The sequence below is a fragment of the Staphylococcus carnosus genome (assembly GCF_900458435.1).
In the GTDB taxonomy this organism is placed as follows: domain Bacteria; phylum Bacillota; class Bacilli; order Staphylococcales; family Staphylococcaceae; genus Staphylococcus; species Staphylococcus carnosus.
Genome location: NZ_UHCT01000001.1, coordinates 623097 through 647615, shown reverse-complemented (window position 1 = coordinate 647615; position 24519 = coordinate 623097). Strand labels below are relative to the sequence as shown.

The following is a 24519-nucleotide window of genomic DNA, read 5'->3' as shown; positions in this document are numbered from 1 at the left end:
TCAGGAGGATATTTTTTATTATGAAAAAATTATTATTGTCGTCATTTGCTGCTTTTTCAATCGCTACAGCAGCAAGTGCAGGAATTCAAGCAGATACGAACACTAATACAGCACATGCAGCTGAGCAATCAAGTACACAATCAGTACATGACCGTTTCATCGCTGCAGGCGGTACTGAAGAAATGTGGGAAAACATTGTAATGCCTGAATCAGGCGGCAACCCTGATGCTGTAAATGAATTAGGATATCGAGGACTAGGACAAACGAAAGAAGCTTGGGGAACTGGCTCTGTTGAAGAACAAACTAAAGGCATGATTCAATATGCTGAAGACCGCTACGGTTCAATCGATCAAGCTATTCAATTCCGTGAAGCAAACGGCTGGTGGTAAAACCACTTCAAATATAATCTCTTAACGACACTAAAACACTTGAGGCATACGTCTCAAGTGTTTTTTTATGTAAAAAAGGTATCAAAACAACTTATGTTCCGACACCCTTTTAAAACAGCTATTATATTTTTACGTTGACTTTACTTCGGCAAATCTTTTTCAGCTTTTTCTGGATGATAAGGTTCTGGATGAACATAAACTGATGAAACTCCTTTTTCATGCATATAAGTTTCCACTCTATCACAAATTTCATGTGCTTCATCTAATGTAATATCAGGTTTTACAACAATTGTCACATCTACGAAAACGCTACTGCCATGATAGCGTCCTTTAATCGTTTTCACATCTATTACATCAGGTACTTCTAAAACTTCTTGACGATATAATTCTAAATCTCGTTCATTAAACCCATCACTTAATGTAAAAATAGATTCTCTGAAAATTGAAAAGCCTGTATATACAATAAGCAGACCTAAGACAGTTGCTAAAATGATATCGACAATTGGAAAACCGAATTGCGTAAATATCAAGCCGACCCCAGTTCCTAAACTCACAATACTGTCCGATAAATTATCTAATGACGAGGAATGTAACGAACGACTATTTGTACGCTTCGCTAATCTAAAATTGTAATAAAAAACAGCTAACATAATAATTCCACTGACAAAACTGATAACAATCGTCACTGGATTAGGCGTATGATAGTCATTACTGAAAATTCTCGGGAAATTCTGTATGACAACTTGAACCCCGACAAACATAATAATAAAAGATACAAGCAACGTAGCGATATTTTCAGATTTCAAATGTCCATAGGGATGATTTTTATCTGCGGGTTTGATAGAAATTTTCAATCCTACAATCACTGCAATTGAAACTAAAATATCTGTCATATTATTTAACGCATCCGCACGTACAGCTGCTGAATGATAGGAATAACCCACAATAAACTTAGCTGCTGAAAGGATGATGTAAACAATTAAACTTAAATAAGCACCTCTTTGCGCTTTTTGTAAATTGTCACTCGCTGACATCCTGATTCCCACCTTCTACTTTCTTATATTTAATTATGCGTCATATTTTAGACAGATTCAATTTTTTTATTTTTAATTATTTTTTAATTTCTTATGCTAATTTTTAAATTAGTATCACCTAAAAAATACTGCTAAGACCATTTAAGTCTCAACAGTATTTATTCATATCAATTAACGATCACGTAATATATATTTAGACATGATAAAGGTTACAGGAATCGTAAGAATCAAACCAGCAAATGGTGCGATTACAGAGGAAATATGCAGCCATTGTACAAAAACGTATAATAACAAGGTCTGCATTCCCATATTTACAACTTGTGTAAATGGAAATTGTATAAATTTTCTCCAAGTAGGCTTAACTTTATAAACAAAGTAACAGTTTAAATAATATGAAATTATAAAACTGATGATAAACCCTGTAATATGGCTGATCATATAATTAATACCGATTCCTTTTAAAAGAATTAAATACACAAGGTAGTAATCTAATGTATTAATTCCGCCGACAATTATAAATTTGATTATTTCAAAATGGGTTTTAGTAAGTTTCATTTTGCTTCTCCATCATTTTTATTTAATGCACCGTAAAGTACAAATTCAATTTGAGTGTTTTGTAGTATCTTCCAATACGCTTTAAAGTCGGTATTTTAATTTTTGAAGTCAGTATGACCTTTGCTTTAAAGCTTCAAATGGTAGATATGCGATTTTATTAGATGAACTTTCTCATGATGATGTGTATTCGCTGTACATTTGTATATACTACAGCAGAAAACATAAATAACATAACGCCACAAAAATTATAACAAATCTCAACAATATTTTGCTGGCCATTTGTTGGTTGAATTTTACATTTTCAAATAATATCAACATAATGACCACCAAAAAATATAAGGAGAATAAATAATTATCGCTACAATAGCTGCAATGACGGTAATGATAATGAAATTAAAGAAAATGAAAATCTAGTCACTAATCGCAAATTTACTTTATGTTATTTATTTACATAGTACACATTAGCGAAAAACAAAAGAAAATGGGAGATTTAGTATTGATACCAAATAAATTTGTATTCATTCGAAACCAATGCTTATTTTAATTCAATTTTAAAAAATAAAATACAGAAAGGTCGTTACAAATTTCAAGTGAAATCGTTATAATGGATAATAATTGATTAAAGAGGAGAAAATTTAAAATGATTAAAAACGAACAGGCGCGGCTGCCATTAATTATGATCATCGTTTTGGGTGCGATGACAGCATTCGGTCCAATGTTGGTCGATATGTACAATCCGGCATTGCCGCAAGTCCAAGATGACTTTGGTGTTTCTACCTCTACATCTCAATTAACATTATCTTTTGTAATGATTGGGATGGCACTTGGACAATTTATCTTTGGCCCGCTTTCAGATATTTATGGGCGTAAACGCACAGTAATGACAATCTTGATTTTAATGGCACTTGTTTCATTAAGTTGTGTTTTTATTAGTTCTATTGATTTATTCTTAGGATTACGATTTATTCAAGGTTTACTAGGTGGCGGTGCAATTGTTATTGCACGTGCTACTGTAGGTGATCAATTTGATGGCACTGCCTTGACTCAATCATTGGCAGCTTTATTAGTTGTAAACGGTATCATCACAATTGTTGCTCCACTTGTTGGTGGATATACATTAGCCTTTACATCTTGGAAAATGATTTTTGCTGCTTTAACAATTATTTCCCTGGTAATATTTGTGGCTGCTATGGTAATGATGAAAGAAACAAGATCTGATGCAGTTGCACGATTGAACTTTGGTAAAATTCTGAAGGACTTCGGTCATTTGTTAAGTAATGCCAAATTTGTTGTGCCGATGTTAATGCAAGGTTTAACTTATGTTATGTTATTCAGTTATGCTGCAGCATCACCTTTTATTACACAAAAAATTTACCACATGACACCTCAAGCGTTCGGTTGGATGTATGCTGTGAATGGTGTAGGTTTAATTCTTATGAGCCAAGTCACTGCATTTGCTGTTAAATATATCTCACGTGAAAAGTTATTGCATATTTTGACTGCTATCCAATTAACTGGTGTTTTCTTAGTTATTATTACAACATGGTTCCACCTTCCTTTATGGTTGCTTGTTATTTCATTCTTTATCATGGTTTGTCCTGTTACAGGAATTGGCCCTGTCGGATTTGCTTTAGCCATTGAAGAAAGATCTGGGGGAAGCGGAAATGCTTCTAGTTTACTAGGATTATTCCAATTTATATTAGGTGGTATCATTGCACCACTTGTTGGTATTAAAGGCGGTACAAACGTAGGTCCGTTTATCATCATCATAGTGATTACTAGTATCTTAGTCATAATTTTAAATATTTGGTTAAGCAAGTTAATTAAAAAAGCATAATTTTATTTTTAACGACAAGAAGCTTCTTGTCGTTTTTTTAAACAAATTATTATGTTCTCTGTGCACCAAGAATTATAATAAAGTTATTAAGCTACGAGATGGAGCACTGTTTATGTCCAAAAAAATATTAGATGTTAAACCTAAAAGTCAATTATCACCTATTCCTATGGTCATGGGTTGTGAAGGTACAGCCGCTTCAATGCTGTTAAATTATAACCACATATACGTACATCCTTTTTCGTTGATGAAACGTTGGCCAAAGCATCCTAGTAATCCAAACAAAGGATATGTCGGCCACTTTCTCATGATTAAACCTGGTGCACACCAAACAATTTTCCCTGCAGCATTTGCACCATATCTACAACTTTACGACACAAAAATTGTCGATGGTACAGGAACAACTTTAGAAGAATTAGAGACATTAATCGACAAAGGGCAACCTGCATTGATTTATCATACTGTATTAGGTCAAACCCCACATAAAAGAACTTTCAAAGTAGATTCAGGGCGAGAAGAATGGGTGTCTAATATTCATATTACTTTACTAGTCGGTTATGACGACGATTACTATTACTATATTGATCCATTATGGTCTCAATTCGGAGAAAAATTAATTTTACCTGCCCTTTTCCCTTCTAAGTTTCAAACCATTAAAATTCCGAAAGATAAAATGAAAGAAAGCTATGATTCGGTTGGGCGCTTAGCAATATACCATAAAAGCCAAAGTTGATTTTTTAAGAAACCGGCTCTTCTGAGTTGGTTTCTTTTATTATGTTCACTTTCAAAATAAAAATTACATAGTAAAATCGTGTTTATTTACTGTCCTATTGGGTTAATAATAACTTATGCAATTGATTAAATTTTCTTATAATTTACCAATTAATAATTGCAAAATCAGAATCTTTTATATATCATTAATAACAACATTCGACGTCAACATAAATACCCCTTTGTCATATACAAAACTGAAAGGGTGTCAATAATTTGGGAAAAAAATTGCAAAAGGAGCTTTCCAATAGGCATATTCAATTGATTGCCATTGGAGGAGCAATCGGTACAGGACTTTTCTTAGGTTCTGGTCAAACTATTAAACTTACAGGTCCAAGTATTTTCATCGCATACATCATCATCGGTATGTTTTTATTTGCCTTTATGCGCGGACTTGGTGAATTGTTACTCAGCAACACGAAATTCAATTCATTTGTAGATATAGCAAATGAATATTTAGGGCCGTTCGGCGGATTTATTATAGGCTGGACGTATTGGTTCTGTTGGATTATTTCAAGCATGTCCGACTTAACAGCTATCGGGCAATATATCGCGTATTGGTTACCACAAGTACCAAACTGGATCTCAGTACTTTTTGTAGTACTTGTATTAATCGCATTTAATTTATTAGGCGCTAAACTTTTTGGGGAGTTAGAATTTTGGTTCGCTTTGATTAAAATTATTACGATACTTGCTTTAATCGTTGTAGGTTTAATCTTAATCTTCTTTTCATTTAAAACAGAACATGGAACTGCAAGTTTCAGTAACTTAGTGTCTCATGGAGGGATGTTCCCACATGGTGCATTCGGTTTCTTAATGGCATTCCAAATGGCAATCTATTCATTCATCGGAATTGAGTTGATTGGCGTGACAGCTGGTGAAACGAAAGATCGCGAAAAAACGATTCCGAAAGCTATCAATAATGTTCCCGTACGTATTTTACTTTTTTACGTAGGTTCATTAATCATTATCACTTCTGTAGTGCCTTGGAATACATTAAGTGAAAACTCAAGTCCATTTGTTAAGGTATTTGGTTTAATCGGTATTCCATTTGCTGCAAGCTTAGTCAACTTTGTAGTTATTACTGCAGCAGCCTCAGCTACTAATAGTGGTATTTATTCAAACAGCCGTATCTTATTCGGATTAGCTGAACAAGGTTTAGGACCAAAAGTTTTTGGCAAGGTTAATAATCATGGTGTACCGCATATTTCTATGTTGCTTTCATCATTATTATTACTATTTGCAGCGTTGCTGAACTATATATTTCCAAATGCTGTACAACTCTTTATTTATGTTACAACACTATCAACTGTATTATACTTATTCGTCTGGACATTAATCATCATTTCATATATCGTATATGCATTCAAAAATAAAAAAGAACATAAAGCTAGCGATTTTAAATTACCAGGTGGTCCTTATGCCGGATTTATTGTTTTAGCATTCTTTATTTTTGCATATGTATTATTATTATTTACAGATGAAACACAAAAAGCACTATTTGTTTCTCCAATTTGGTTTATCTTTATGATTATTATGTATCAGAAATATAAAAATAATGCCCGTGCCAATGTACAAAAAATGAGAGAAGGCAATAAGCCTAAAGCTAATTAAAAACTTGAAAGCCAAGTGCACTCACATGAAAGTGTACTTGGCTTTTTTATTTTCAATTATTGTTGTGCTTGTTTCACTTCTCCTGTAGCAGGATCAAAGGTAGTTAAAGAAGCTTTGCGTAATTGATCTTTTTCTTGTGAAGATTTGCTGTAATCATTATTGTATAATGTTGATTCCCAGCTGCCGTACATTGGATTAGGGAAGATAATATACTTACGTCCAAATTCTTCTTTTTTCTCATTCACTAAATCAGTGCGTGATTGTGCTGTTTGAGCTTTAGGGTCTTCAAAGTCCAATAAATTATCGCCAAATAACATCAATAAATTATGATTCTTTTTCACGTAGTCACGACGGCTTTCTTTATTTTTATCATTTTTGCCTTTAAGTAAGATATGTGATTTATCATTTTGTGGTAAACCTTGTGCTTTTAAGTTTTTAGAAGTGGCCTCTAATTCAGTATCTTTATCACGGTCAGATACATAATAAATTGCTACACCTTTTTTATTCGCATAATTTAAAAAGTCTTTGGCACCGTATACCGGTTTAGCTTTAGCAGCCATTACCCATTCATGCCAACCTTTTGGGAATGTAGTATTATTCAATGATGCATAAGCTTGATACGGAGAATTGTCTAATACCGTTTCATCGATATCTAATACAATTGCAGGTTGTTTCTTACCTTTTCCTTTTCCATGGTAATGTTTTAATTGTTTATCCAAATTGTCTTTAGCTGTATTGTAACCTTGTAAATAAAGTGCCTTGGCTTCTGCTGAGTTTTGATACCATGAAACACTCATCGTATTTTGTTCACCTAAATTACCTTCTTGTTGTGTTGTTTGTTGTTCTTTCACTGCTGTTGACGCTTGTGAACCCCCTGCAGCATGCGCATTTGCCGGTCCTGAAATTAATAACGAACTTGCAATACCTACGATTGCTGAATACTTTGCAATTTTATTCATAACGTTACCACCCAATTATGTATTTAAGAATAATTAGCAACGAATCAATTGATACTTTTCTAATTATTCTTATAAAATTCATTATACTTTAAGCATAATATTATTTCATTGATATTTAGAATAAAGATGCAAAAAAACGTCAATCCTAAAGACTGACGTTTTTTCTTACTTTTTCAACTTCATAGGAATCATAGCTAAGATACAATTTTTTTGATAGAACAAAGTCCATCTTAATAAAATACCAGTTTGATTATGCAATAGATTCTGCCAAGGTTTGTTAGTAATAAATTGCGGTACAATTACCGTAATAACAAACTTTTCATTCTCTGCTTTACTGCGTATTCTATCTATAAAGCGTGCTAATGGTCTTGCTACACTCCGATATTCTGAATGTAAAATAACCAGACGGATATCAGGATAATGTGCTTTCCATTTTTCTTGCATAGCTTTATCTTTTGTCGCATCAAATGATACATGTACCGCAATCGTACGATCAGCAGTCAACTCAGCATATTCAACTGATTTATCAACAATAGATGATACACTGCTGACCGGTATTAACGCTAAGTTTTTATCAACGTTTGTTAATTCTTTAAATTGTGCTTCAGTACGTAATTGTTCGGCGATATCTCGATAATGCGAACGGATTTTCAATAGCACTAAGACTACAAATGGCAAGAAAATTAAAATTGGCCATACATGTGAAAATTTTGTAATCAAAAAAATCATAAAGACAATGAAAGTAATCGTGCCTCCTAGTGCATTTGCTGATAATTTCAACAGCCAGCCTTTAGGACGTTCTCTTATCCATTTTACAACCATTCCATATTGCGCAAGCGTAAACGGTATAAATACCCCAGTGGCATATAAAGGAATCAAGTTTTCAGTGGCGCCTTTAAAAGCAATAATTAAAACGATTGCAATACTGCCTAGAATTATCATGGAATTCGAATAACCTAAACGATCTCCACGAACTGTAAACATATGCGGCATGTATTTATCTTGAGCCATATTAGCTGCTAACATTGGGAAAGCGGTAAATCCAGTATTAGCTGCCAATACTAAAATCAATACTGTGGTAGCTTGTATAAAATAAAAGGCAACATTTTGACCAAAAACATGAGTCGCTAATTGTGATAATACTGTTGTTTCCATATGTGGTACAATACCGTACCAATAAGATAATCCCACAATGCCAACAAGTAAAAATGCTAAAATACTTCCCATTGCAATCAATGTTTTTACAGCGTTTTTCGGCGCAGGATTATGAAAACTTGTTACAGCATTTGAAATAGCTTCAATACCTGTTAATGAAGAAGCACCGGAAGAAAATGCACGTAATAACAAAAATAATGTTACACCCGGAACTGCTGTACCTACTGTTGCATGCATATCCGGTTGTGCTTGTCCTGTTGCAACTTTAAAAGTGCCATATAAAATCAATACGATCATACCAAAAATGAATAGATAGACGGGATATGACAATACAGTTGCTGAATCAGTTAACCCACGTAAATTTAAAATCAGTATAACCACGACTAATAAACAAGCAATCAATACTTTATGTTGATATAAGTTAGGGAAAGCGGCAATAAATGCATCAGCTCCAGATGAAATACTTACTGCAACTGTTAATATATAATCTACCAGCAATGAACCGCCAGCGAGCAAGGACATTTTCTCGCCTAAGTTATATTTAGTAACAACATAAGCTCCTCCACCTTCTGGATAAGCATATATAATTTGTCGGTATGACAAAATTAATGCTAACAGCAAAATTAATACACCAGCTGTAATCGGTAAAGTAAACCAAGTTGCTGCTGCACTCACAGCTGTTAAGGTAATCAATATTTGTTCAGGGCCATATGCAACTGATGATAATGCATCAGAAGATAATATCGCTAACGCTTTGACTTTACTTATTTTTTCATGCGATAGTTCTCGGTTTCTTTTCGGTTTACCAATTAACATATGTTTTAAATGATAAAATATCATAATCCATTACCTCTATATCTTTTGTATCTCTAGATATTTGAATCATAAGCGTTGTCTCTTTTCATGAACTTTCAATGCAAAAAACATGTACTATTGAATGAGAAAAATATACGCCTATCCTTTGAAAATGTATAGTACCCAAGACTAAAAAAATATAGAACTTTTACACTTTCGTTAAGTAATTAACAAATTTGTAAATATGCTATGAAAAATTTACTCAAAGCACTGTTCAAACTCGTTTTAGGACAAAATAATGGTATACTGTTCTATATTTAAATCTTATGGAAATGAGTAAAGACCATGAAACAATATCATTTTAAGAATGTTTATTATAAAACCTTATTAGTGATTACCTCTATTGCCTTCCTTGTTGTTTTGTTATTACTAACAATTCAATTCACCCAAGAATCTTCTAAACATGCAAGTCAACAAACCTTAAATCACTTTGCAGCACAAAAAATACAAAAAACTATGCAACAACAACATATTCCTGGTATGAGTGTGCTGATGATACAACATCAAAAACTAATTTTAAACAAAGGTTTCGGTTTTCAAAATCAAGCTAAACAGCAGCACGCAACCGAGCACACCCAATACGAAATTGCATCTGATACTAAAGCTTTTACCGGACTTGCCATACTTCAGTTATCAGATAAAAAGAAAATTGACTTGAATGCACCTGTATCAGATTATCTGCCATGGCTGCATCTTAAATATCATGACAAACAAGCAAAAGTCACAGTGGAACAATTGATTGCACAAACAAGCGGTATAGACGACGATATGTCATCCGACAAAGAAGATGAACTTCCTAAAAGCAAAGATAATTTGAAATCACATGTCAAAAGCATTAACAATGAAGAATTAAATGATCAACCCGGACAACAGTTCAACTACGCAAACATGAATTATGATATTTTAGGTTTACTCGTTGAACAAGTCTCTCATCAAAGCTATGAAAATTATATACGGCAACATATTTTAACACCGCTTCACATGAATCAAACTTATTTCAAGACTGAAAATATAACAAAGAATCGAAAAAAACACCTTGCTCAAGGATACGTTGAAGAGAAAAACGGACATGTAGAAGCTGATAACCCGGATTATTTTAAAGGCGACACGCCTGCCGCTTACATGATCAGCAGTACCACTGATATGATTCCGTGGGTTAATATGCAGTTAAATCCAAAAGGAACAGACAAATCACTCATCACGCAATCGCATCAAAAAAGATCAGAAACACCAAAAGATGCGAATGCTTCAGATTATGCAACAGGATGGTTTTTAAATCCAGATCAGCATCAAGTATTACATCCAGGTACATTACCCAATTATTCATCTTTTGTGCTTTTAAACTCTAAAGAAAAAAACGCAGTCGTGATTCTTGCAAACCTAAACACAGACGCTACGCCAAATTTAGCACGCACCTTGAATCATCAACTTGAATTTTTCGACCAATATCATAAACTTAATTATGATGTGCAGCAATATGCTTTAATCATTGCTTTATTAATTTGGATAGCTATTATCATATGTGCAGCAGGATTAATCAATATTGGATATGTTATATATCATTTTAAACAACAGCGTATTTCAAAACGTTTTAATTCCAAACTTATAAATATCATGATATTCACACTAACACTTGGTCTTATAATTTTAATAAGTGCGATCTTCTATAAAGCACCAAGTTGGATAATACAATCAATCAATTGGGAAATTGCACTCATGAGTTTTTCTCCACCAATAATTATGCTTATTTTACTGATTTTTATAGCAATATTACTTTTCATAATCCGATTAAGTTTATCACTGTTATGGAAAGATACAAAAAGCAAAAAACAGATTCTGAACAAACGATATGTATAAAAAAATATTTTTATTTAAAAGAGAGCGTACACGGTTTCATGTACGCTCTCTTTTTAATCTAATAAATCCATAAATAACACAAACACTAAGATAATCATTATGATAATCGCACTATACAATGTCTTATGTGTTTTATGAGTAATCCTATTTTGAACAATATCTCGAATACCAATTATTAAAGCTGCTAAAACTATTAGCGCTAATATGAAAGACAAAGTGTCCATAAGTATCCTCACCTCTTATTCTTCTTTAGATACCCTTCTCATTCTAACTTCTAACCAAAAAAACGGAATAATCTTCGATGATACAATTTCCCTCATAAACTGTACCATCAATGACCATTCCGTCTTTCAAGAATCATATTTACCATACAAATGCGTGGTGGCAATTTTTAGTCTTTCTGATTAATAAGTTTCTCCAGTAGATTTTGGAACTAATATCAATACAACTAAGAATGCAAAGATACCTAGAAGTATGTTGAAACCAATACCTGCCATTGCACCTGCCGCTAAGTTGACATGATGTGAAACAACAGCATAAATCGTACCAGAAATTGCGATACCAAAAGCATTACCTAATGATGAAGCCATCTTATAAATACCTGATGCAGCACCCACTTTATTATCTGGTGCACTTGATACTGCTGTATCTGTAGATGGTGTCGCATACATACCTAAACCAAGTCCGAATAATAAATATCCAAGTACACTGCTGATTACGTAAATAACTGTCGGTAAGAAAGTAAGTGCAATAAGCAGCATCCCAACTGCATTTAATAAAGCACCAAACATCATCGGACGTTTTGCACCTAATTTTTGCATTACTTTTTCACCAATTCTAATCATGACAAGTACAGTAATCAGATATGTAATACTCATCATACCGGATTGGTTAGAAGTAAATCCTAGACCTTGTTGGAAATAAGTATTTGCGACAATTAATGTTCCGGCTACCGCATTTAATGCGAAGTTGGATAATACCGCTCCAGAATACGCTTTATGTTTGAATAAATTAAAATCAATCAATGGATTCTTAAGTCGTTGTTCATATATTGCAAAGAAGACGACTGAAATAATAAATACCACAATTAAACTTATAATTAATGGTGATAAGAAACCGTAGTTTGATGATTGTGTAATAATTACATTTAAACTTAACATCATAACAGCTAAGACAATCAAGCCTACAACGTCTAATTTTCCACGTTGTACATCACTGTCTGAGTCTGCTTTTGTTTCTGGAGTATGTCGCATTAAATACATTGCAAGCAATGCGACAATAATTGAGATGATGAATATCCAGCGCCATCCTACAAATGTAGACATCAATCCACCGAAATATGAACAGATTCCTGATCCGCCCCATGAACCGATAGACCAATAACTTAATGCACGCTGTCTATCCTTGCCAATGTAATATTCATTTACAATAGCGAGTGTAGCAGGCATAATACATGCTGCAGAAAAGCCTTGAATAATACGGCCAATAATTAAAAAAGCAGGTATATCGGTAATAATAATCAACAGTGATCCCACAACACTGAGGACTAAACCGATATATGTAATTTTTACACGTCCTACTTTATCTGCAATACTTCCGGCACCCACAACAAATAAACCGGAGAAAAGTGCAGTTAAACTAACCGCGGTATTAATGATTCCTGCATTTGTATGAAAGGATTCTTGCAGTGTCGGTACAACATTCAAAACTGATTGTGCAAACAGCCAGAATGTAATGACACCTAGAATAATGCCTAACAACAATTTGTTGTCTCCTCTAAAAGCTCTTGTTGCTGTCATATTTTAATTCCTCCTATACCCCTGCAAAAAAACTGAAAAAAATAGAGATTTAGCTTATGATTAAAATGCAATATAAACTAAACCTATCAATTTCAATATATGAAGTATCTTACACCAATTTCAAGCAAATTTCTATTAATACATTAAAGCAATTCAATTATTTCGTAACAAATTACATATTTAGTATAAACGAAATTCATTTATATAGTATTTGTCGAAAAATTCCAATATCTAAGGTGATGCTCTTGCTTAATTTATTCATTTTACTTTTAGAACGTGTCGGTTTAATTATCGTACTTGCTTATATCCTAATGAACTTTAAATATTTTAAAAACTTAATGCAAAATCGTGAAACATGGCGGGCGAAATGGCAATTAACGATTATGTTTGTCATATTTGCATTGTTGTCCAATGTAACCGGTGTTGTTATTCGTGATTCACACATATTATCTGGTCAGCTTTATACACATCTGGCTCCTGATACTTCTTTAGCGAATACACGCGTACTTACAATTGGCGTATCAGGACTTGTCGGCGGTCCAGCAGTAGCACTGGTTGTCGGTGTTATCTCTGGCATATACCGCTTCTACATCGGTGGCGCAAATGCTTTCACTTATTTCATTTCATCCATATTGATTGCATTGGTCTCTGGATATGTCGGTCGTTATTATTTGAAAGCACGTCGATACCCGCCTGTATTGCTAGGTGCCCTTATTGGTGCATCTTTAGAAATCATACAAATGCTTTGTATCTTGTTGTTTGCAGAAAATAGTGGTCATGCTTGGTCACTTGTCAGCTTCATTGCATTGCCTATGATTTTAATCAACAGTATCGGTACTGCAATTTTCTTGTCTATTATTATTTCAACTTTAAAACAAGAAGAACAAACACGCGGTGTGCAAACACATGATGTCTTGCAAATTGCGAATGAAACATTGCCTTATTTTCGTGAAGGTCTCAATGAAGCCTCAGCAAACAAAGCAGCGCATATTATTAAAGACTTAATGCAAGTATCTGCTGTAGCGATTACAAATCGTCATGATATTTTAGCGCATGTCGGTGCAGGCAGCGACCATCATGTACCGCAAAAAGAAATTATTACAGAACTATCTAAAGAAGTGATTCTGACAGGAAAACTGAAAGAGGCACATTCTCGTAATGAAATTGGCTGCAACCATCCAAATTGTCCGCTGCAAGCAGCGATTGTCATACCGCTTCACATCCAAGACAAAGTCGTCGGCACATTGAAATTATACTTTACAGATGCTCATCGACTGACATTTGTAGAGAAACAACTTGCAACAGGGCTAGCTAATATTTTTTCCAGCCAATTAGAATTAGGACAAGCAGAAGCACAAAGCAAGTTATTAAAAGATGCTGAAATCAAATCATTGCAAGCACAAGTAAATCCGCACTTCTTTTTCAATGCAATCAATACTATCTCTGCTATGGTCCGTATTGACAGCGAAAAAGCACGTAAATTATTATTGCAGCTCAGTCAATTTTTCCGTTCTAATTTACAAGGTGCACGGAATAACACCATTACATTAGATAAAGAATTGCAACAAGTAGAAGCTTATTTATCATTAGAACAAGCTCGTTTTCCTAATCGTTTCAACATCAATTTCGACATTGACTCAGCATGTCGTAACGCACTCTTACCTCCTTTTATTATTCAAGTCTTGGTAGAAAACGCAATTCGACATGCATTTAAAGATCGCAGAACAGATAATCACATCGATGTCATTGTACGTGATGAAGATGGTCAACTTTATTTAGAAGTTAAAGATAATGGTATTGGCATTCCAAAAGATAAATTACCTTATATCGGTAAAGCGATTGTACATTCTGATACCGGAGGAACTGGAAGCGCACTTGAAAATTTAAACTTACGATTATCTGGTTTGTTTGGTTCAAATGCATTATTGCATATTGATTCTAATTCGAATGGTACTGCTGTAAGCTGCCGCATTCCATTTCGTTCAGACAACAAGGAGGTAAAAAAATATGAAGACACTCATCGTTGACGACGAGCCTTTAGCACGTAATGAACTCAATTATTTACTCACACAAAACGGTAACTTTGAGGTAATTGATGAAGCTGAAACAATTGGAGAAACACTCGAAAAACTATTATACGAAACCTATGATGTTATCTTTCTCGATATCAACTTAATGGATGAAAGCGGATTGGATTTAGCAGAAAAAATACAAAAGATGAAACACCCGCCTTATATCATTTTTGCAACTGCTCATGATACTTTTGCTGTGAAAGCTTTTGAACTTGATGCAACGGATTACATTCTGAAACCCTTTGAACAAGATCGAATTAATCAAGCAGTAACGCGTGTTGCTGCTAAATTGAATTATTCTTCCTCCTCAAATCAACAAACAACTGAACCGCAAGAAAGTTCAGAAAAAGTTGGAGAAACTGTGAGGCAAAATCAATTCAAACCATCTGAGCATTCAATTAAACAACCTTCAGTTTTACCAATAGAAGTTGATGAACGCATTTATGTCTTAAATCAAAAAGAAATTATTGCTTTGTCTGTTAATAACGGCAAAACTACGTTGCATACGTTAAATCGAGACTATGAAACGACAGAGCCTTTGAATAACTATGCTAAGCGTTTAGATGACACACAGTTTTTGCGTATACATCGTTCTACAATAATCAACCAAGCACACATTCAAACCATTGAACATTGGTTTAATTACACATATCAAGTCACTTTGACGGGCAATTTAAAAGTACAAGTCAGCCGTTCATATATGAAACCATTTAAAGCTGCCATTGGATTGATATAGATATGCGAAGCAAACTCCCTATTAGCTATTAAACAGCATAGGGAGTTTTTTGACGTTTAACCCTTCAATTTTTGCAACTCATCTTAGCAAAGCACCCTTTCTGAAGCATGGTTTGAAACTCATCTTGTGAATGGTGCAACTCGCATACTGATTCTCGCATTTCACCTTGAAAACGCACACAAAACCCTGTTTTGGTCGTACAATTTAATCAAGATAAAGAAACGAACGGAGGCAGAAATGCTATGGAAAAGGTCAAATCTAACGCAAAAAACGTGGGCAAAGCGTCAAAAAACTATTCATTCTTGCACCAAGTATTAGTCATCGGGATTATATTATTAATTTCAAAAATTATCGAAAGCTTTATTCCAATTCCAATGCCGGCATCAGTTATCGGGCTTGTTCTGATGTTTATTGCATTATCAACTGGAATTATTAAACTCGGCGAAGTTGAGGGCGTCGGCAGTGCATTAACAAATAATATCAGTTTCTTGTTCGTACCTGCTGGTATCTCAGTTATTAATTCTCTTGGAATTTTAAGCAAGAGTCCATTCTTGATTATTTTATTAATTATTATTTCTACAATTTTACTCTTATTATGTACAGGATTTGTGTCACAAATTTTGGTCAAAGGCTTACCATTCGCACACAAATCACCTAAAAATATCACTAAAGGTCACAACAAAGTTGCGGAGGAACATGTATGATTGAACATTTAGGCATTAATACACCCTATTTCGGTATCTTGTTATCTGTGATTCCATTCTTGATTGCCACATATTTCTTTAAAAAGACAAACGGTTTCTTTTTACTAGCACCATTGTTTGTCAGCATGGTTGTCGGTATTGTTTTCTTAAAAGCAACTGGCATCAGTTATGCTAATTATAAAATCGGCGGAGACATCATCAATTTCTTCTTAGAACCTGCAACAATTTGTTTTGCGATTCCTTTATATAAAAAACGTGATGTACTGAAAAAATACTGGGCAAAAATCTTCGGTGGGATTGCACTCGGTACAGTCGCTGCTTTGTTTGGTATTTATGCAGTAGCTAAAATCTTCCAATTCGGCGGAGATATTGTAGCATCAATGCTGCCTCAAGCAGCTACTACTGCAATTGCATTGCCAATTTCTGATGGAATCGGCGGTGTGAAAGAATTAACTTCTTTAGCCGTTATCTTAAATGCTGTTATCATTTACGCACTCGGCAACAAACTTTTGAAATTCTTCCATATTGATAATCCGATTGCTCGCGGACTTGCCCTTGGTACAAGCGGACATACATTAGGTGTATCAGCTGCAACTGAACTTGGGGAAACTGAAACTTCAATGGCCAGTATAGCCGTTGTATTAGTTGGAGTTATCGTTGTAGCAGTTGTTCCATTCTTAGCAGGTGCATTACTTTAATTAAATAGACTTGATTGAAAAAGAGGCGGCAAAAGTCGCTTCTTTTTTGGCTTCTCAATAAATATGCAGGAAAATTTTAATAATGAGCATCTCCATCACACCTTAATTTCTCCTCTTTTTTTCTTGCTTCTTCACTCAATAACAATGAAAGCGTTTTAATATAAAATAAATTTTAATTTCTTATATAAATTAAGTTAAAGATATTTACATCAAGAAGATGTCGTATTACACTAAAACTAAACGATACGTTTCGTTTATAAATTACTATGAGATTGGAATGATTATTAGTTATGTTTGGTATTTCTTTAGCAAGTTTGATCATTCGCTTTGTCTTCGGTGGTTTAGCTGTTGCATTAGCAACTGTTATTTCTGAAAAACTCGGCGGCAAACTTGGCGGTATCTTTTCTACTTTTCCAGCTGTCTACTTAGCAGCTTTAGTTACACTTGCTGTAGATTTTAGAGGTCAAAGTCTCATCCAAGAATCGATTCACCTCAGTTCAGGTGCTGTTATCGGTATAGTTGGTTGTATTATCAGTGTGGCACTTACTGCTTATGCGGTTCAAAAAATCGGTTTTAGACGCGGTGCTATCTTCTCTGTAGTTAGCTGGTTTATCTTATCTTGCCTTATTTTGGCACTTAAACATATTTAACTGGAGGCATTTATTAAAATGAAAATGTTATTTGTAAAATTCCTAGCAGGCGGTGCATCAGTAGCACTAAGTTATATTGTTTCCGTAATAATACCATGGAAAGAATTCGGCGGAATTTTCGCAGTGTTCCCGGCTGTATTTCTTATTTCACTTATTATGTCCGGTGTGCAATTCGGTGATAAAGTCGCTTCACATGTAAGTCGCGGTGCGGTATTCGGTATGACTGGTGTGTTATTTAATATTTTAGCCACTTGGTTTATGCTTATTTGGACAAATGATTGGATTTTAAGTATCATAGTGGGCGTTATAGTTTGGTTCTTAAGCGCTATCATCATTTTTGAAATAGTGGAAAAAATTTCACATATGAAACGAGGTCATTAATATGGCAGGAAGACCAAAAGATCCTAAAATCAACACACGTATTTATGAGGAGTTAGGGAAACTCTTAGATAAACAACCTTATTCGACAATTACCATCGATGAACTCGCAGAAAACACTCAAATTTCTAAAGCAACTATTTATCGTCGTTGGAAAGATAAAGACACAATGATTATTGATATGTTTTTAAATGAAGCACATGGTACCTCTGAAATAAAAGGAGACTTTTTCAATGACTTATATGCTTTACTACTTAAAATGACACGAATATATACACGTCCGCTCGGTAAAGCAGTGATTCAAATTTTGCTGACTAACAGTGAAAATGAATTGCGCAATCATTTTATGGTAGATTATTTCAATGAGTACAGACAATTATTACGTTCCATTGCCAGCACGCGCATTCCAGAAGATCAGCAAGATATTTTTATCGATTTGATATTCTCTCCTATCTATTTCAACATTTTAATCAAACCTGAAACTTTAACAGACGAGTATATTCATGACATGTTAACAACAGTGATTCGTTCATATATTCCTGACGGATCATTTTAAAGACAAGATGCATTTTTCATTAAAGCATCTTGTCTTTTTTTACACAAAAAAACTGCCACGAAATTTAATTCGTGACAGCCATGATTTTATTGATGTTCTTTTCCAGCAAACCATTCTAATGCGTATTGAATCGCTTTGTCCCAATAAGCATAATCATGAATGCCTGGTCCATCTACAAATTGATATGAAACATTTTTCTCATCTAAGAAATGAATGAAATCTAAATTATCTTGATATAAGTCATCTTCTGTACCACACATTATTAAGAGTTCTGGGATTGTTTTATTATTCTCTAGTGCTTGTTCAACAAGATAATAAGGATCAAGTACTGTCCCATCGCCACTCTCTTTTTCACCTAAAATAGCTTTGCCTGAGAAATCATTCCAATCAATTTCCATTAAGAATTGAGGTGAAAATACTGCAGATAATGGTGTTGCTTTACTAAAGCGGTCACCTTGCGTTAAGGCGTACTTGATTGTACCGTAACCACCCATTGAATGACCTGCAATAAAGTGATCCTCACGACGTTTTGATAATGGGAAAATTTGCAGTGCATAATCAAAAACCTCTAATACATAATCATAATAACTATGACCATATGCCATATTGGCATAACCACTGTGATCGCCTGCTGGCATTATCACTGCAATACCATTATCTTTTGCGTAACGTTCCAAACTTGTAAATCTCAAGTAAGATGTTTCATCACTTGATAAACCATGCAGTAATAATAATACAGGCAGTTGTTTTGGTGCTTCATCTGTCTGAAATTGAGATGGATCTTCTGGCAGCATCGCCATGAATCGCTGCTCTTTTCCTAATACTTCTGAATTATAATTGACTTGCATCCATGCCATCTGTAACCGCTCCTTTTCTCTTTGAAAAGAAATACTAGAGCACATATGATATCAATGTTAAAATAGCCAAACTGCTCTAGATTTCTTAAATGTCCATACCTTGAGGTTGAGGTCCTTTTTTCTTTTTCACCGGATCCAATCGTTTTTCAAGTAATCTTAATAGTACATCAATCAATACTGCGATTAACGCAATCGGTAATGCACCTGCTAAAATAAATGTTGTACCATCCGTAGCGTTAGTACCTCTGATAATAATATCACCAAGTGTCGGTGCACCAATAAATGAACCGACTGCTACAACTCCGACAGCCACAACTAAAGCAATTCGCAATCCACCGATAATCACTGATAAAGCTAAAGGTAATTCAATCATACGCAAGACTTGATTACGTGTCATACCCATACCTTTACCTGCATCTTTAATGTTTTCATCCACACCCACAATACCTGAATACGTATTTTGGATAATCGGCAACAATGCATATAAGAAAACTGTCACAACAACTGTTGTCGGACCTAGTCCCATTACAAGCATTAAAATCGCCAACATTGCGATAACTGGAACAGTCTGGATAATATTTGCAATTGTAATCACTAACTTAGACATACGTCCAAATCGTGAAATAAAGATACCTATTGGAATCCCAATAATAGCTGCAAATACAACACCATAGACTGACATTAATAAATGTTGAAAAAACAAACTCCATAAATAGCCGGCATTCAATGAATAATACTCAATTAATTGTTGCAATAAATTGCCTTTCATTATTTTTGCCCGCCTTTCTTACCATCAAAATAGTGATGTTTCTTTAAAAATTCCTCAGCAACAACAGCAGGTTCTTTCCCTTTGCCGTCTGCTTCATAGTTCAACTGCTGCATATCTTTCGTTGAAATTTTACCTGCTAATTTATCTAATACCTTATTGATTTCCGGATGTTTCTTTAAGACTGCATCTGTAGCCACAGGACTGGCATCATAAGGCGGGAAGAAATGCTTATCGTCTTTTAAGACTTTCAAACCATAAGCAGCAATACGTCCATCTGTTGAATAGCCTAATGCGACGTCTAATTTTTTATTATTTAAAGCATCATAAACCAAACCGATTTGCATTGGTCGTACAGTATCAAAGTCGATACCATATTCTTTTTTGAAACCAGGATAACCATCACCTTTTCGGTTCAGCCAAGAACTATCGACACCGAGACGTAAGTCTTTTTCATGTTTTTTCAAATCCGAAACAGTTTCTAAATGATATTTTTCAGCCGTTTCTTTCGTTACCATGAAAGCATACGTATTATCAAAACCGTAAGATGGGAAGAATTTTTGATGGAATTTCTTTTGGAACCCTTCTTGCGTTGCTTTTAATGCTTTCTTCGGATCTTTAATCGGATCTTCTTGCAAAGCCCCGACTAAATCAGTACCTGTATAACGAACGCCTGAAATATTAGCGTCTCCATTCATCAACGCATTATGTTGAATTGTACTTGAACCCATATTATTTAATAATGTAGGTTTTATTTTGCCATGTGAATCATGTTCTATTATCAAACGCACCATGTGCGACATAATTTGCGACTCGCTGGTAGCAAGTGCTGTAATTTTTACATCGTCATCTGAACGACTATCACCAAGTCCAGGTAAACTACATCCAGATAAGATAACCAGACAAGTCACCATAAGAATCAAATAATACTTCATCGTCTTCATAAAGTTACAATGTCCTCCCTATCTAGATATTTTTAAACCTTTTGGTACTGCCCATTTTTCAACTACACGAAGTAGGTAATCTACTATCAATGCCAAAGCTGTAACTAGCACAGCTGCACTGATAATCATCAATGGGTCATATAAATTCAAACCGTTAAAGACGAAGTCACCTAAACCGCCTGCACCGACGTAGCTGGCTAATGTTGCCCAACTGATGACATAAACACTTGATAAGCGAATGCCGCCAAGAATTAAAGGTAAGGCTAACGGCAGCTCTACATCTTTCATTAATTGCAGTTTTGTCATACCCATACTGATACCTGCTTGGCGAATATCAGGATTGATATTTTGAACACCCAAGACAGTATTATTCAAGATAGGTAGTAATACATAAATAAACAATGCAATAATTGCCGGTGTCTTACCTACACCGAAAATTGGAATCATAATCGCTAATACTGCTAATGTCGGAATCGTTTGCAAGACACCTGCAACTGTCAATACAACACTTGCTAATTTCTTTGTCTTCGATAATAAAATTCCAAGCGGTACTGCAATAATAATGGCGATCAGAAGCGAAACAATAGAAATATAAAAGTGTTCACCCGTTTTTTGCAGCAATTCACCGCCGTATTGTTCTAAGAATGCTTTCATCAGCGTTCAACTCCTGAATCTGACGTGTCGTCATGACTGGCATTATTTTCATTTACTGTTGTTTCAGCAGATGTTTTTTCTTGTTGTTTAGATTGTTCCGCTTCATTTCTTTCAGCTTCGTACTGTGCTTCTTCAGCACCTTCACCCCAAATACTGTCATATACAATATCCACGAGGTTAGCACGTGTGATTAAACCTACCAATGTGTCTTGATTGTTGACTACTGGTACATTACGCACATTACGTTTCAAAATCGTACGGACTGTATCTTGTAATTTAGAATTGACATTCACACGATAAATATCACGCTGCATCGTATCAATCAATTCTTTGCCGCCGCGTAATCCTTGGTTGATATCTTCAATATCCATGTAGCCGAGGAATTTATTTTGATTATTGACTACAAAAATCGTATCAATACGATGACGACGCATAATATCAACAGCAGTATTTAATGTTTCATTCACACCTACTGTAATTGGTTTAATCATTGCATCTTGTACAGTACGCATATTTGGACGATCTTGAATCAAACGGTTCTGACCAATAAAGTCACGAACGAAATCATTTGCAGGGTGTCGTAAAATGTTGTCAGGCGTATCATATTGTACGACTTTACCATTTGACATAATACAAATTCTATCTGCTAATTTAATCGCTTCATCCATATCATGTGTAACAAAAATAAACGTTTTGCCTAACTTTTTCTGCAACTCTTTGACTAAGTCTTGCAATGTATCACGTGTAATAGGATCCAATGCCCCGAATGGTTCATCCATTAAAATGATATCTTGTTCAGCTGCTAATGCACGTACCACACCGATACGCTGCTGCTGACCACCTGATAATTCAGATGGATAACGATCTAAATATTCTTCAGGTAAATCAACCAACTTAATTAATTCACGTGCTTTTTTATCCTTTTTCTCTTGAGACCATTTCAACAATTTAGGAACCAGCACGATATTTTCCTTAATCGTCATGTGCGGCATTAAACCGATTTGTTGAATCACATAACCGATACTTCGGCGCAATTCCACCGCATTCATCTTTCTGACATCTTTACCGTCAATTGTAATTTGTCCGCTTGTAGCTTCAATCATGCGGTTGATCATTCTGAGTGCAGTAGTTTTCCCACTACCACTTGTTCCGATAAACGCAACAAACTCACCAGACTGCACATCTATAGAAATGTCATCTACCGCTTTTTTATGTCCCGAATAAACCTTAGTTAAATTCTTAATACTAAGCATGCATTTAATTCCTTTCTATATCTAATTAAATTTAAAGTTAAGAGCAGAGGATTGGAAAAGTAAAAATTGAAGTATTGAATGGTCAGTTGTTTTTTTCTGACAGAAGGCGTGATTTTACAGTAGAATTGTTTGCGATTCATAGGTTTATTGAATGTAAATTGCATATATTGAATTGAAATAAACCTATTTCTCGTTCTCCGTATACAATAAAAAAAGCATTTGCAGCTATGTTTCAATTAACTTACGGATAAGCTCTAAAACTAAGTCGCAAATGACTTCTGTTAGACTATCGACAAGACGCATTCGTCTCTTGGCAAATGTTCTTTTCTCAAATCATTATGACACAACAACAGTCTCATTCTGTTGTCTATTTTAAATTTCAATACAGCCTATATTGAATATGTGTCCTACTCTTTTAGCAGATTACTCAATTATTATAGCATAAATAAGAGGACAAATGACGTATAATTGCCAGATTTTTCGAATTAAATGTACATACTTAAATATTCAGACAAATATACTATGGTAATTGCAAAAATGGGTTAATATACATTTTTAGTCATTATTTTAACTATGAGTAATGATTGCGCTTCCAATTATACAATATTCGTTTATATAATTAATTTGTTAATAAATAACAGATTATGCAATTTATTGAGATTTTGGCTTCTGCTAATTTATTACAGTGGTTCAAGTATTAAATCTTCAAACAAAAAAACCGCCGAAGCGGTTTTTAAAATCAATCATTTAATCCTTTGCCTTGTAAAATCATCGGTTTATATTTATCTACACGATTTTGTCTCGTAGAAGCACGTTTCGCTTGTCCGATCGTATACATATATTGGCGTTGGCGTCCAGGTGTTAAGTTATGAAATGCTTCATCTAATTTCTTGTCTGCTTCTAACGCTGCTTTCAATTCTTCTGGCATATCATATTCTTCCGTACGTTTCATTTCTATTTTTTTACCTGCTTTTTCAACAGCTACAGCCTCTTTAATATAGTCACGAATCATATCAGCCTCTTCTATTATTTGTGCAACAGAAGTAAAACGCAATTGACGTGCCGCTTGTACATTTTTAGTTTGCTGTATTAATTTGTGTTCAGGATCTGGTAATAAAACACCTTTATGAAACAGCAATGCACAATAGTCTTTAAAACCATGTATTAAGACGACATTATGTCCTTCATATGTATAACATGGTTTCATCCATTTATATTCTTCAACTAAATCTGGATTTTCCATAATAATCTTTCTTAATGCTTCATACTCACCTTTCCATTCTTTTGCTCTTTGGAAAAATGCTTCTGCTTTTGGGTTTGTTCTTTCTTCAGTCATCTCCATTCTCCTTTTCCTATTTTGTACAATTGTAATATATCACATTACGTAAACATTATATCATTTTTCGACACTTGTGATTTACACATAAAG

At 34.4% G+C, this 24519-nt stretch carries 23 protein-coding genes; 12 read left to right on the top strand and 11 right to left on the bottom strand.

Annotation, left to right across the window (positions count from 1 at the left end; genetic code table 11):
- The first annotated feature begins 20 nt into the window (after positions 1-20).
- On the top strand, positions 21-389 hold the full coding sequence (locus DYE31_RS02780) for an aggregation-promoting factor C-terminal-like domain-containing protein (protein ID WP_015901155.1): 369 nt from the start codon (positions 21-23) through the stop codon (positions 387-389).
- Positions 390-529: 140 nt separating this feature from the next.
- Here the strand turns inward: DYE31_RS02780 and DYE31_RS02775 are convergent, their stop codons facing one another.
- Both DYE31_RS02775 and DYE31_RS02770 read right to left on the bottom strand, forming a co-directional pair.
- Complete coding sequence (locus DYE31_RS02775) at positions 530-1423, bottom strand: cation diffusion facilitator family transporter (RefSeq protein ID WP_015901156.1); 894 nt, start codon at positions 1421-1423, stop codon at positions 530-532.
- 171 nt (positions 1424-1594) lie between these two features.
- The gene (locus DYE31_RS02770) at positions 1595-1978 is read right to left on the bottom strand and encodes a GtrA family protein (RefSeq protein ID WP_015901157.1); all 384 of its coding nucleotides are present in this window, start codon (positions 1976-1978) and stop codon (positions 1595-1597) included.
- A gap of 640 nt (positions 1979-2618) precedes the next feature.
- On the opposite strand from DYE31_RS02770, the gene DYE31_RS02765 reads away from it, so the two are divergent.
- The 3 genes from DYE31_RS02765 (at position 2619) to DYE31_RS02755 (ending at position 6197) form a co-directional block, all read left to right on the top strand.
- Entirely contained in the window at positions 2619-3815 is a 1197-nt protein-coding gene (locus tag DYE31_RS02765) for a multidrug effflux MFS transporter (protein ID WP_015901158.1), read from the top strand.
- 112 nt (positions 3816-3927) lie between these two features.
- Entirely contained in the window at positions 3928-4545 is a 618-nt protein-coding gene (locus DYE31_RS02760; protein ID WP_015901159.1) for a C39 family peptidase, read from the top strand.
- Positions 4546-4799: 254 nt separating this feature from the next.
- The gene (locus DYE31_RS02755; protein ID WP_015901160.1) at positions 4800-6197 is read left to right on the top strand and encodes an amino acid permease; all 1398 of its coding nucleotides are present in this window, start codon (positions 4800-4802) and stop codon (positions 6195-6197) included.
- Positions 6198-6253: 56 nt separating this feature from the next.
- On the opposite strand, the gene DYE31_RS02750 is transcribed toward DYE31_RS02755, so the two are convergent.
- Positions 6254-7156 carry a 5'-nucleotidase, lipoprotein e(P4) family gene (locus tag DYE31_RS02750; protein ID WP_015901161.1) on the bottom strand — a complete coding sequence of 301 codons (903 nt, stop codon included), beginning with the start codon at positions 7154-7156 and terminating at the stop codon, positions 6254-6256.
- 165 nt (positions 7157-7321) lie between these two features.
- On the bottom strand, positions 7322-9151 hold the full coding sequence (locus DYE31_RS02745; protein WP_015901162.1) for an APC family permease: 1830 nt from the start codon (positions 9149-9151) through the stop codon (positions 7322-7324).
- Positions 9152-9451: 300 nt separating this feature from the next.
- Between DYE31_RS02745 and DYE31_RS02740 the strand changes: the two genes are divergently transcribed.
- Positions 9452-11023 carry a serine hydrolase domain-containing protein gene (locus DYE31_RS02740; protein ID WP_015901163.1) on the top strand — a complete coding sequence of 524 codons (1572 nt, stop codon included), beginning with the start codon at positions 9452-9454 and terminating at the stop codon, positions 11021-11023.
- A gap of 404 nt (positions 11024-11427) precedes the next feature.
- Here DYE31_RS02740 and DYE31_RS02735 read toward each other — a convergent pair whose 3' ends face one another.
- Positions 11428-12822: an MFS transporter gene (locus DYE31_RS02735; protein WP_015901164.1), complete on the bottom strand. Its 1395-nt coding sequence runs from the start codon at positions 12820-12822 to the stop codon at positions 11428-11430.
- A 245-nt stretch (positions 12823-13067) separates the two neighbouring features.
- Here DYE31_RS02735 and DYE31_RS02730 point away from each other — a divergent pair, with 245 nt between their 5' ends.
- The 7 genes from DYE31_RS02730 (at position 13068) to DYE31_RS02700 (ending at position 18616) form a co-directional block, all read left to right on the top strand.
- Complete coding sequence (locus DYE31_RS02730) at positions 13068-14849, top strand: sensor histidine kinase (RefSeq protein ID WP_015901165.1); 1782 nt, start codon at positions 13068-13070, stop codon at positions 14847-14849.
- Positions 14830-15630 (top strand): response regulator transcription factor LytR, encoded by an 801-nt coding sequence (locus tag DYE31_RS02725; protein WP_015901166.1) that lies wholly within the window; start codon positions 14830-14832, stop codon positions 15628-15630. Before DYE31_RS02730 ends, DYE31_RS02725 begins: the two co-directional genes overlap by 20 nt.
- Positions 15631-15872: 242 nt before the next feature.
- Positions 15873-16334, top strand: a complete 462-nt coding sequence (gene lrgA, locus DYE31_RS02720) for an antiholin-like murein hydrolase modulator LrgA (protein WP_015901167.1) — start codon at positions 15873-15875, stop codon at positions 16332-16334.
- Positions 16331-17032, top strand: a complete 702-nt coding sequence (gene lrgB, locus DYE31_RS02715; RefSeq protein WP_015901168.1) for an antiholin-like protein LrgB — start codon at positions 16331-16333, stop codon at positions 17030-17032. The genes lrgA and lrgB overlap by 4 nt, the downstream gene beginning before the upstream one ends.
- A gap of 290 nt (positions 17033-17322) precedes the next feature.
- Positions 17323-17682 (top strand): DUF3147 family protein, encoded by a 360-nt coding sequence (locus DYE31_RS02710; protein WP_015901169.1) that lies wholly within the window; start codon positions 17323-17325, stop codon positions 17680-17682.
- Positions 17683-17700: 18 nt separating this feature from the next.
- On the top strand, positions 17701-18063 hold the full coding sequence (locus DYE31_RS02705) for a DUF3147 family protein (protein WP_015901170.1): 363 nt from the start codon (positions 17701-17703) through the stop codon (positions 18061-18063).
- Between the two features lies 1 nt (position 18064).
- A complete protein-coding gene (locus tag DYE31_RS02700) occupies positions 18065-18616 on the top strand; it encodes a TetR/AcrR family transcriptional regulator (protein WP_015901171.1) in 552 nt (183 codons plus the stop codon).
- Positions 18617-18702: 86 nt separating this feature from the next.
- On the opposite strand, the gene DYE31_RS02695 is transcribed toward DYE31_RS02700, so the two are convergent.
- The 6 genes from DYE31_RS02695 to DYE31_RS02670 all read right to left on the bottom strand — a co-directional run bounded on the left by DYE31_RS02695 (position 18703) and on the right by DYE31_RS02670 (position 24426).
- Positions 18703-19473, bottom strand: a complete 771-nt coding sequence (locus DYE31_RS02695; RefSeq protein ID WP_015901172.1) for an alpha/beta hydrolase — start codon at positions 19471-19473, stop codon at positions 18703-18705.
- An 85-nt stretch (positions 19474-19558) separates the two neighbouring features.
- The gene (locus DYE31_RS02690) at positions 19559-20242 is read right to left on the bottom strand and encodes an ABC transporter permease (protein WP_015901173.1); all 684 of its coding nucleotides are present in this window, start codon (positions 20240-20242) and stop codon (positions 19559-19561) included.
- Complete coding sequence (locus tag DYE31_RS02685) at positions 20242-21183, bottom strand: osmoprotectant ABC transporter substrate-binding protein (RefSeq protein WP_015901174.1); 942 nt, start codon at positions 21181-21183, stop codon at positions 20242-20244. The genes DYE31_RS02690 and DYE31_RS02685 overlap by 1 nt, the downstream gene beginning before the upstream one ends.
- An 18-nt stretch (positions 21184-21201) precedes the next feature.
- Positions 21202-21837: an ABC transporter permease gene (locus DYE31_RS02680; protein WP_015901175.1), complete on the bottom strand. Its 636-nt coding sequence runs from the start codon at positions 21835-21837 to the stop codon at positions 21202-21204.
- The gene (locus DYE31_RS02675; RefSeq protein ID WP_015901176.1) at positions 21837-23090 is read right to left on the bottom strand and encodes an ABC transporter ATP-binding protein; all 1254 of its coding nucleotides are present in this window, start codon (positions 23088-23090) and stop codon (positions 21837-21839) included. The genes DYE31_RS02680 and DYE31_RS02675 overlap by 1 nt, the downstream gene beginning before the upstream one ends.
- 739 nt (positions 23091-23829) lie before the next feature.
- A complete protein-coding gene (locus DYE31_RS02670; protein WP_015901177.1) occupies positions 23830-24426 on the bottom strand; it encodes a YdeI/OmpD-associated family protein in 597 nt (198 codons plus the stop codon).
- Positions 24427-24519 lie beyond the last annotated feature (93 nt).

What these genes read in the sequence shown, in the direction of transcription:
- DYE31_RS02780 (WP_015901155.1), top strand. Translation starts at nt 21, where the DNA reads ATGAAAAAATTATTATTGTCGTCATTTGCTGCTTTTTCAATCGCTACA.
- DYE31_RS02775 (WP_015901156.1), bottom strand. Translation starts at nt 1,423, where the DNA reads ATGTCAGCGAGTGACAATTTACAAAAAGCGCAAAGAGGTGCTTATTTA.
- DYE31_RS02770 (WP_015901157.1), bottom strand. Translation starts at nt 1,978, where the DNA reads ATGAAACTTACTAAAACCCATTTTGAAATAATCAAATTTATAATTGTC.
- DYE31_RS02765 (WP_015901158.1), top strand. Translation starts at nt 2,619, where the DNA reads ATGATTAAAAACGAACAGGCGCGGCTGCCATTAATTATGATCATCGTT.
- DYE31_RS02760 (WP_015901159.1), top strand. Translation starts at nt 3,928, where the DNA reads ATGTCCAAAAAAATATTAGATGTTAAACCTAAAAGTCAATTATCACCT.
- DYE31_RS02750 (WP_015901161.1), bottom strand. Translation starts at nt 7,156, where the DNA reads ATGAATAAAATTGCAAAGTATTCAGCAATCGTAGGTATTGCAAGTTCG.
- DYE31_RS02745 (WP_015901162.1), bottom strand. Translation starts at nt 9,151, where the DNA reads ATGATATTTTATCATTTAAAACATATGTTAATTGGTAAACCGAAAAGA.
- DYE31_RS02740 (WP_015901163.1), top strand. Translation starts at nt 9,452, where the DNA reads ATGAAACAATATCATTTTAAGAATGTTTATTATAAAACCTTATTAGTG.
- DYE31_RS02735 (WP_015901164.1), bottom strand. Translation starts at nt 12,822, where the DNA reads ATGACAGCAACAAGAGCTTTTAGAGGAGACAACAAATTGTTGTTAGGC.
- DYE31_RS02725 (WP_015901166.1), top strand. Translation starts at nt 14,830, where the DNA reads ATGAAGACACTCATCGTTGACGACGAGCCTTTAGCACGTAATGAACTC.
- lrgA (WP_015901167.1), top strand. Translation starts at nt 15,873, where the DNA reads ATGGAAAAGGTCAAATCTAACGCAAAAAACGTGGGCAAAGCGTCAAAA.
- lrgB (WP_015901168.1), top strand. Translation starts at nt 16,331, where the DNA reads ATGATTGAACATTTAGGCATTAATACACCCTATTTCGGTATCTTGTTA.
- DYE31_RS02710 (WP_015901169.1), top strand. Translation starts at nt 17,323, where the DNA reads ATGTTTGGTATTTCTTTAGCAAGTTTGATCATTCGCTTTGTCTTCGGT.
- DYE31_RS02705 (WP_015901170.1), top strand. Translation starts at nt 17,701, where the DNA reads ATGAAAATGTTATTTGTAAAATTCCTAGCAGGCGGTGCATCAGTAGCA.
- DYE31_RS02700 (WP_015901171.1), top strand. Translation starts at nt 18,065, where the DNA reads ATGGCAGGAAGACCAAAAGATCCTAAAATCAACACACGTATTTATGAG.
- DYE31_RS02695 (WP_015901172.1), bottom strand. Translation starts at nt 19,473, where the DNA reads ATGGCATGGATGCAAGTCAATTATAATTCAGAAGTATTAGGAAAAGAG.
- DYE31_RS02690 (WP_015901173.1), bottom strand. Translation starts at nt 20,242, where the DNA reads ATGAAAGGCAATTTATTGCAACAATTAATTGAGTATTATTCATTGAAT.
- DYE31_RS02685 (WP_015901174.1), bottom strand. Translation starts at nt 21,183, where the DNA reads ATGAAGACGATGAAGTATTATTTGATTCTTATGGTGACTTGTCTGGTT.
- DYE31_RS02680 (WP_015901175.1), bottom strand. Translation starts at nt 21,837, where the DNA reads ATGAAAGCATTCTTAGAACAATACGGCGGTGAATTGCTGCAAAAAACG.
- DYE31_RS02675 (WP_015901176.1), bottom strand. Translation starts at nt 23,090, where the DNA reads ATGCTTAGTATTAAGAATTTAACTAAGGTTTATTCGGGACATAAAAAA.
- DYE31_RS02670 (WP_015901177.1), bottom strand. Translation starts at nt 24,426, where the DNA reads ATGACTGAAGAAAGAACAAACCCAAAAGCAGAAGCATTTTTCCAAAGA.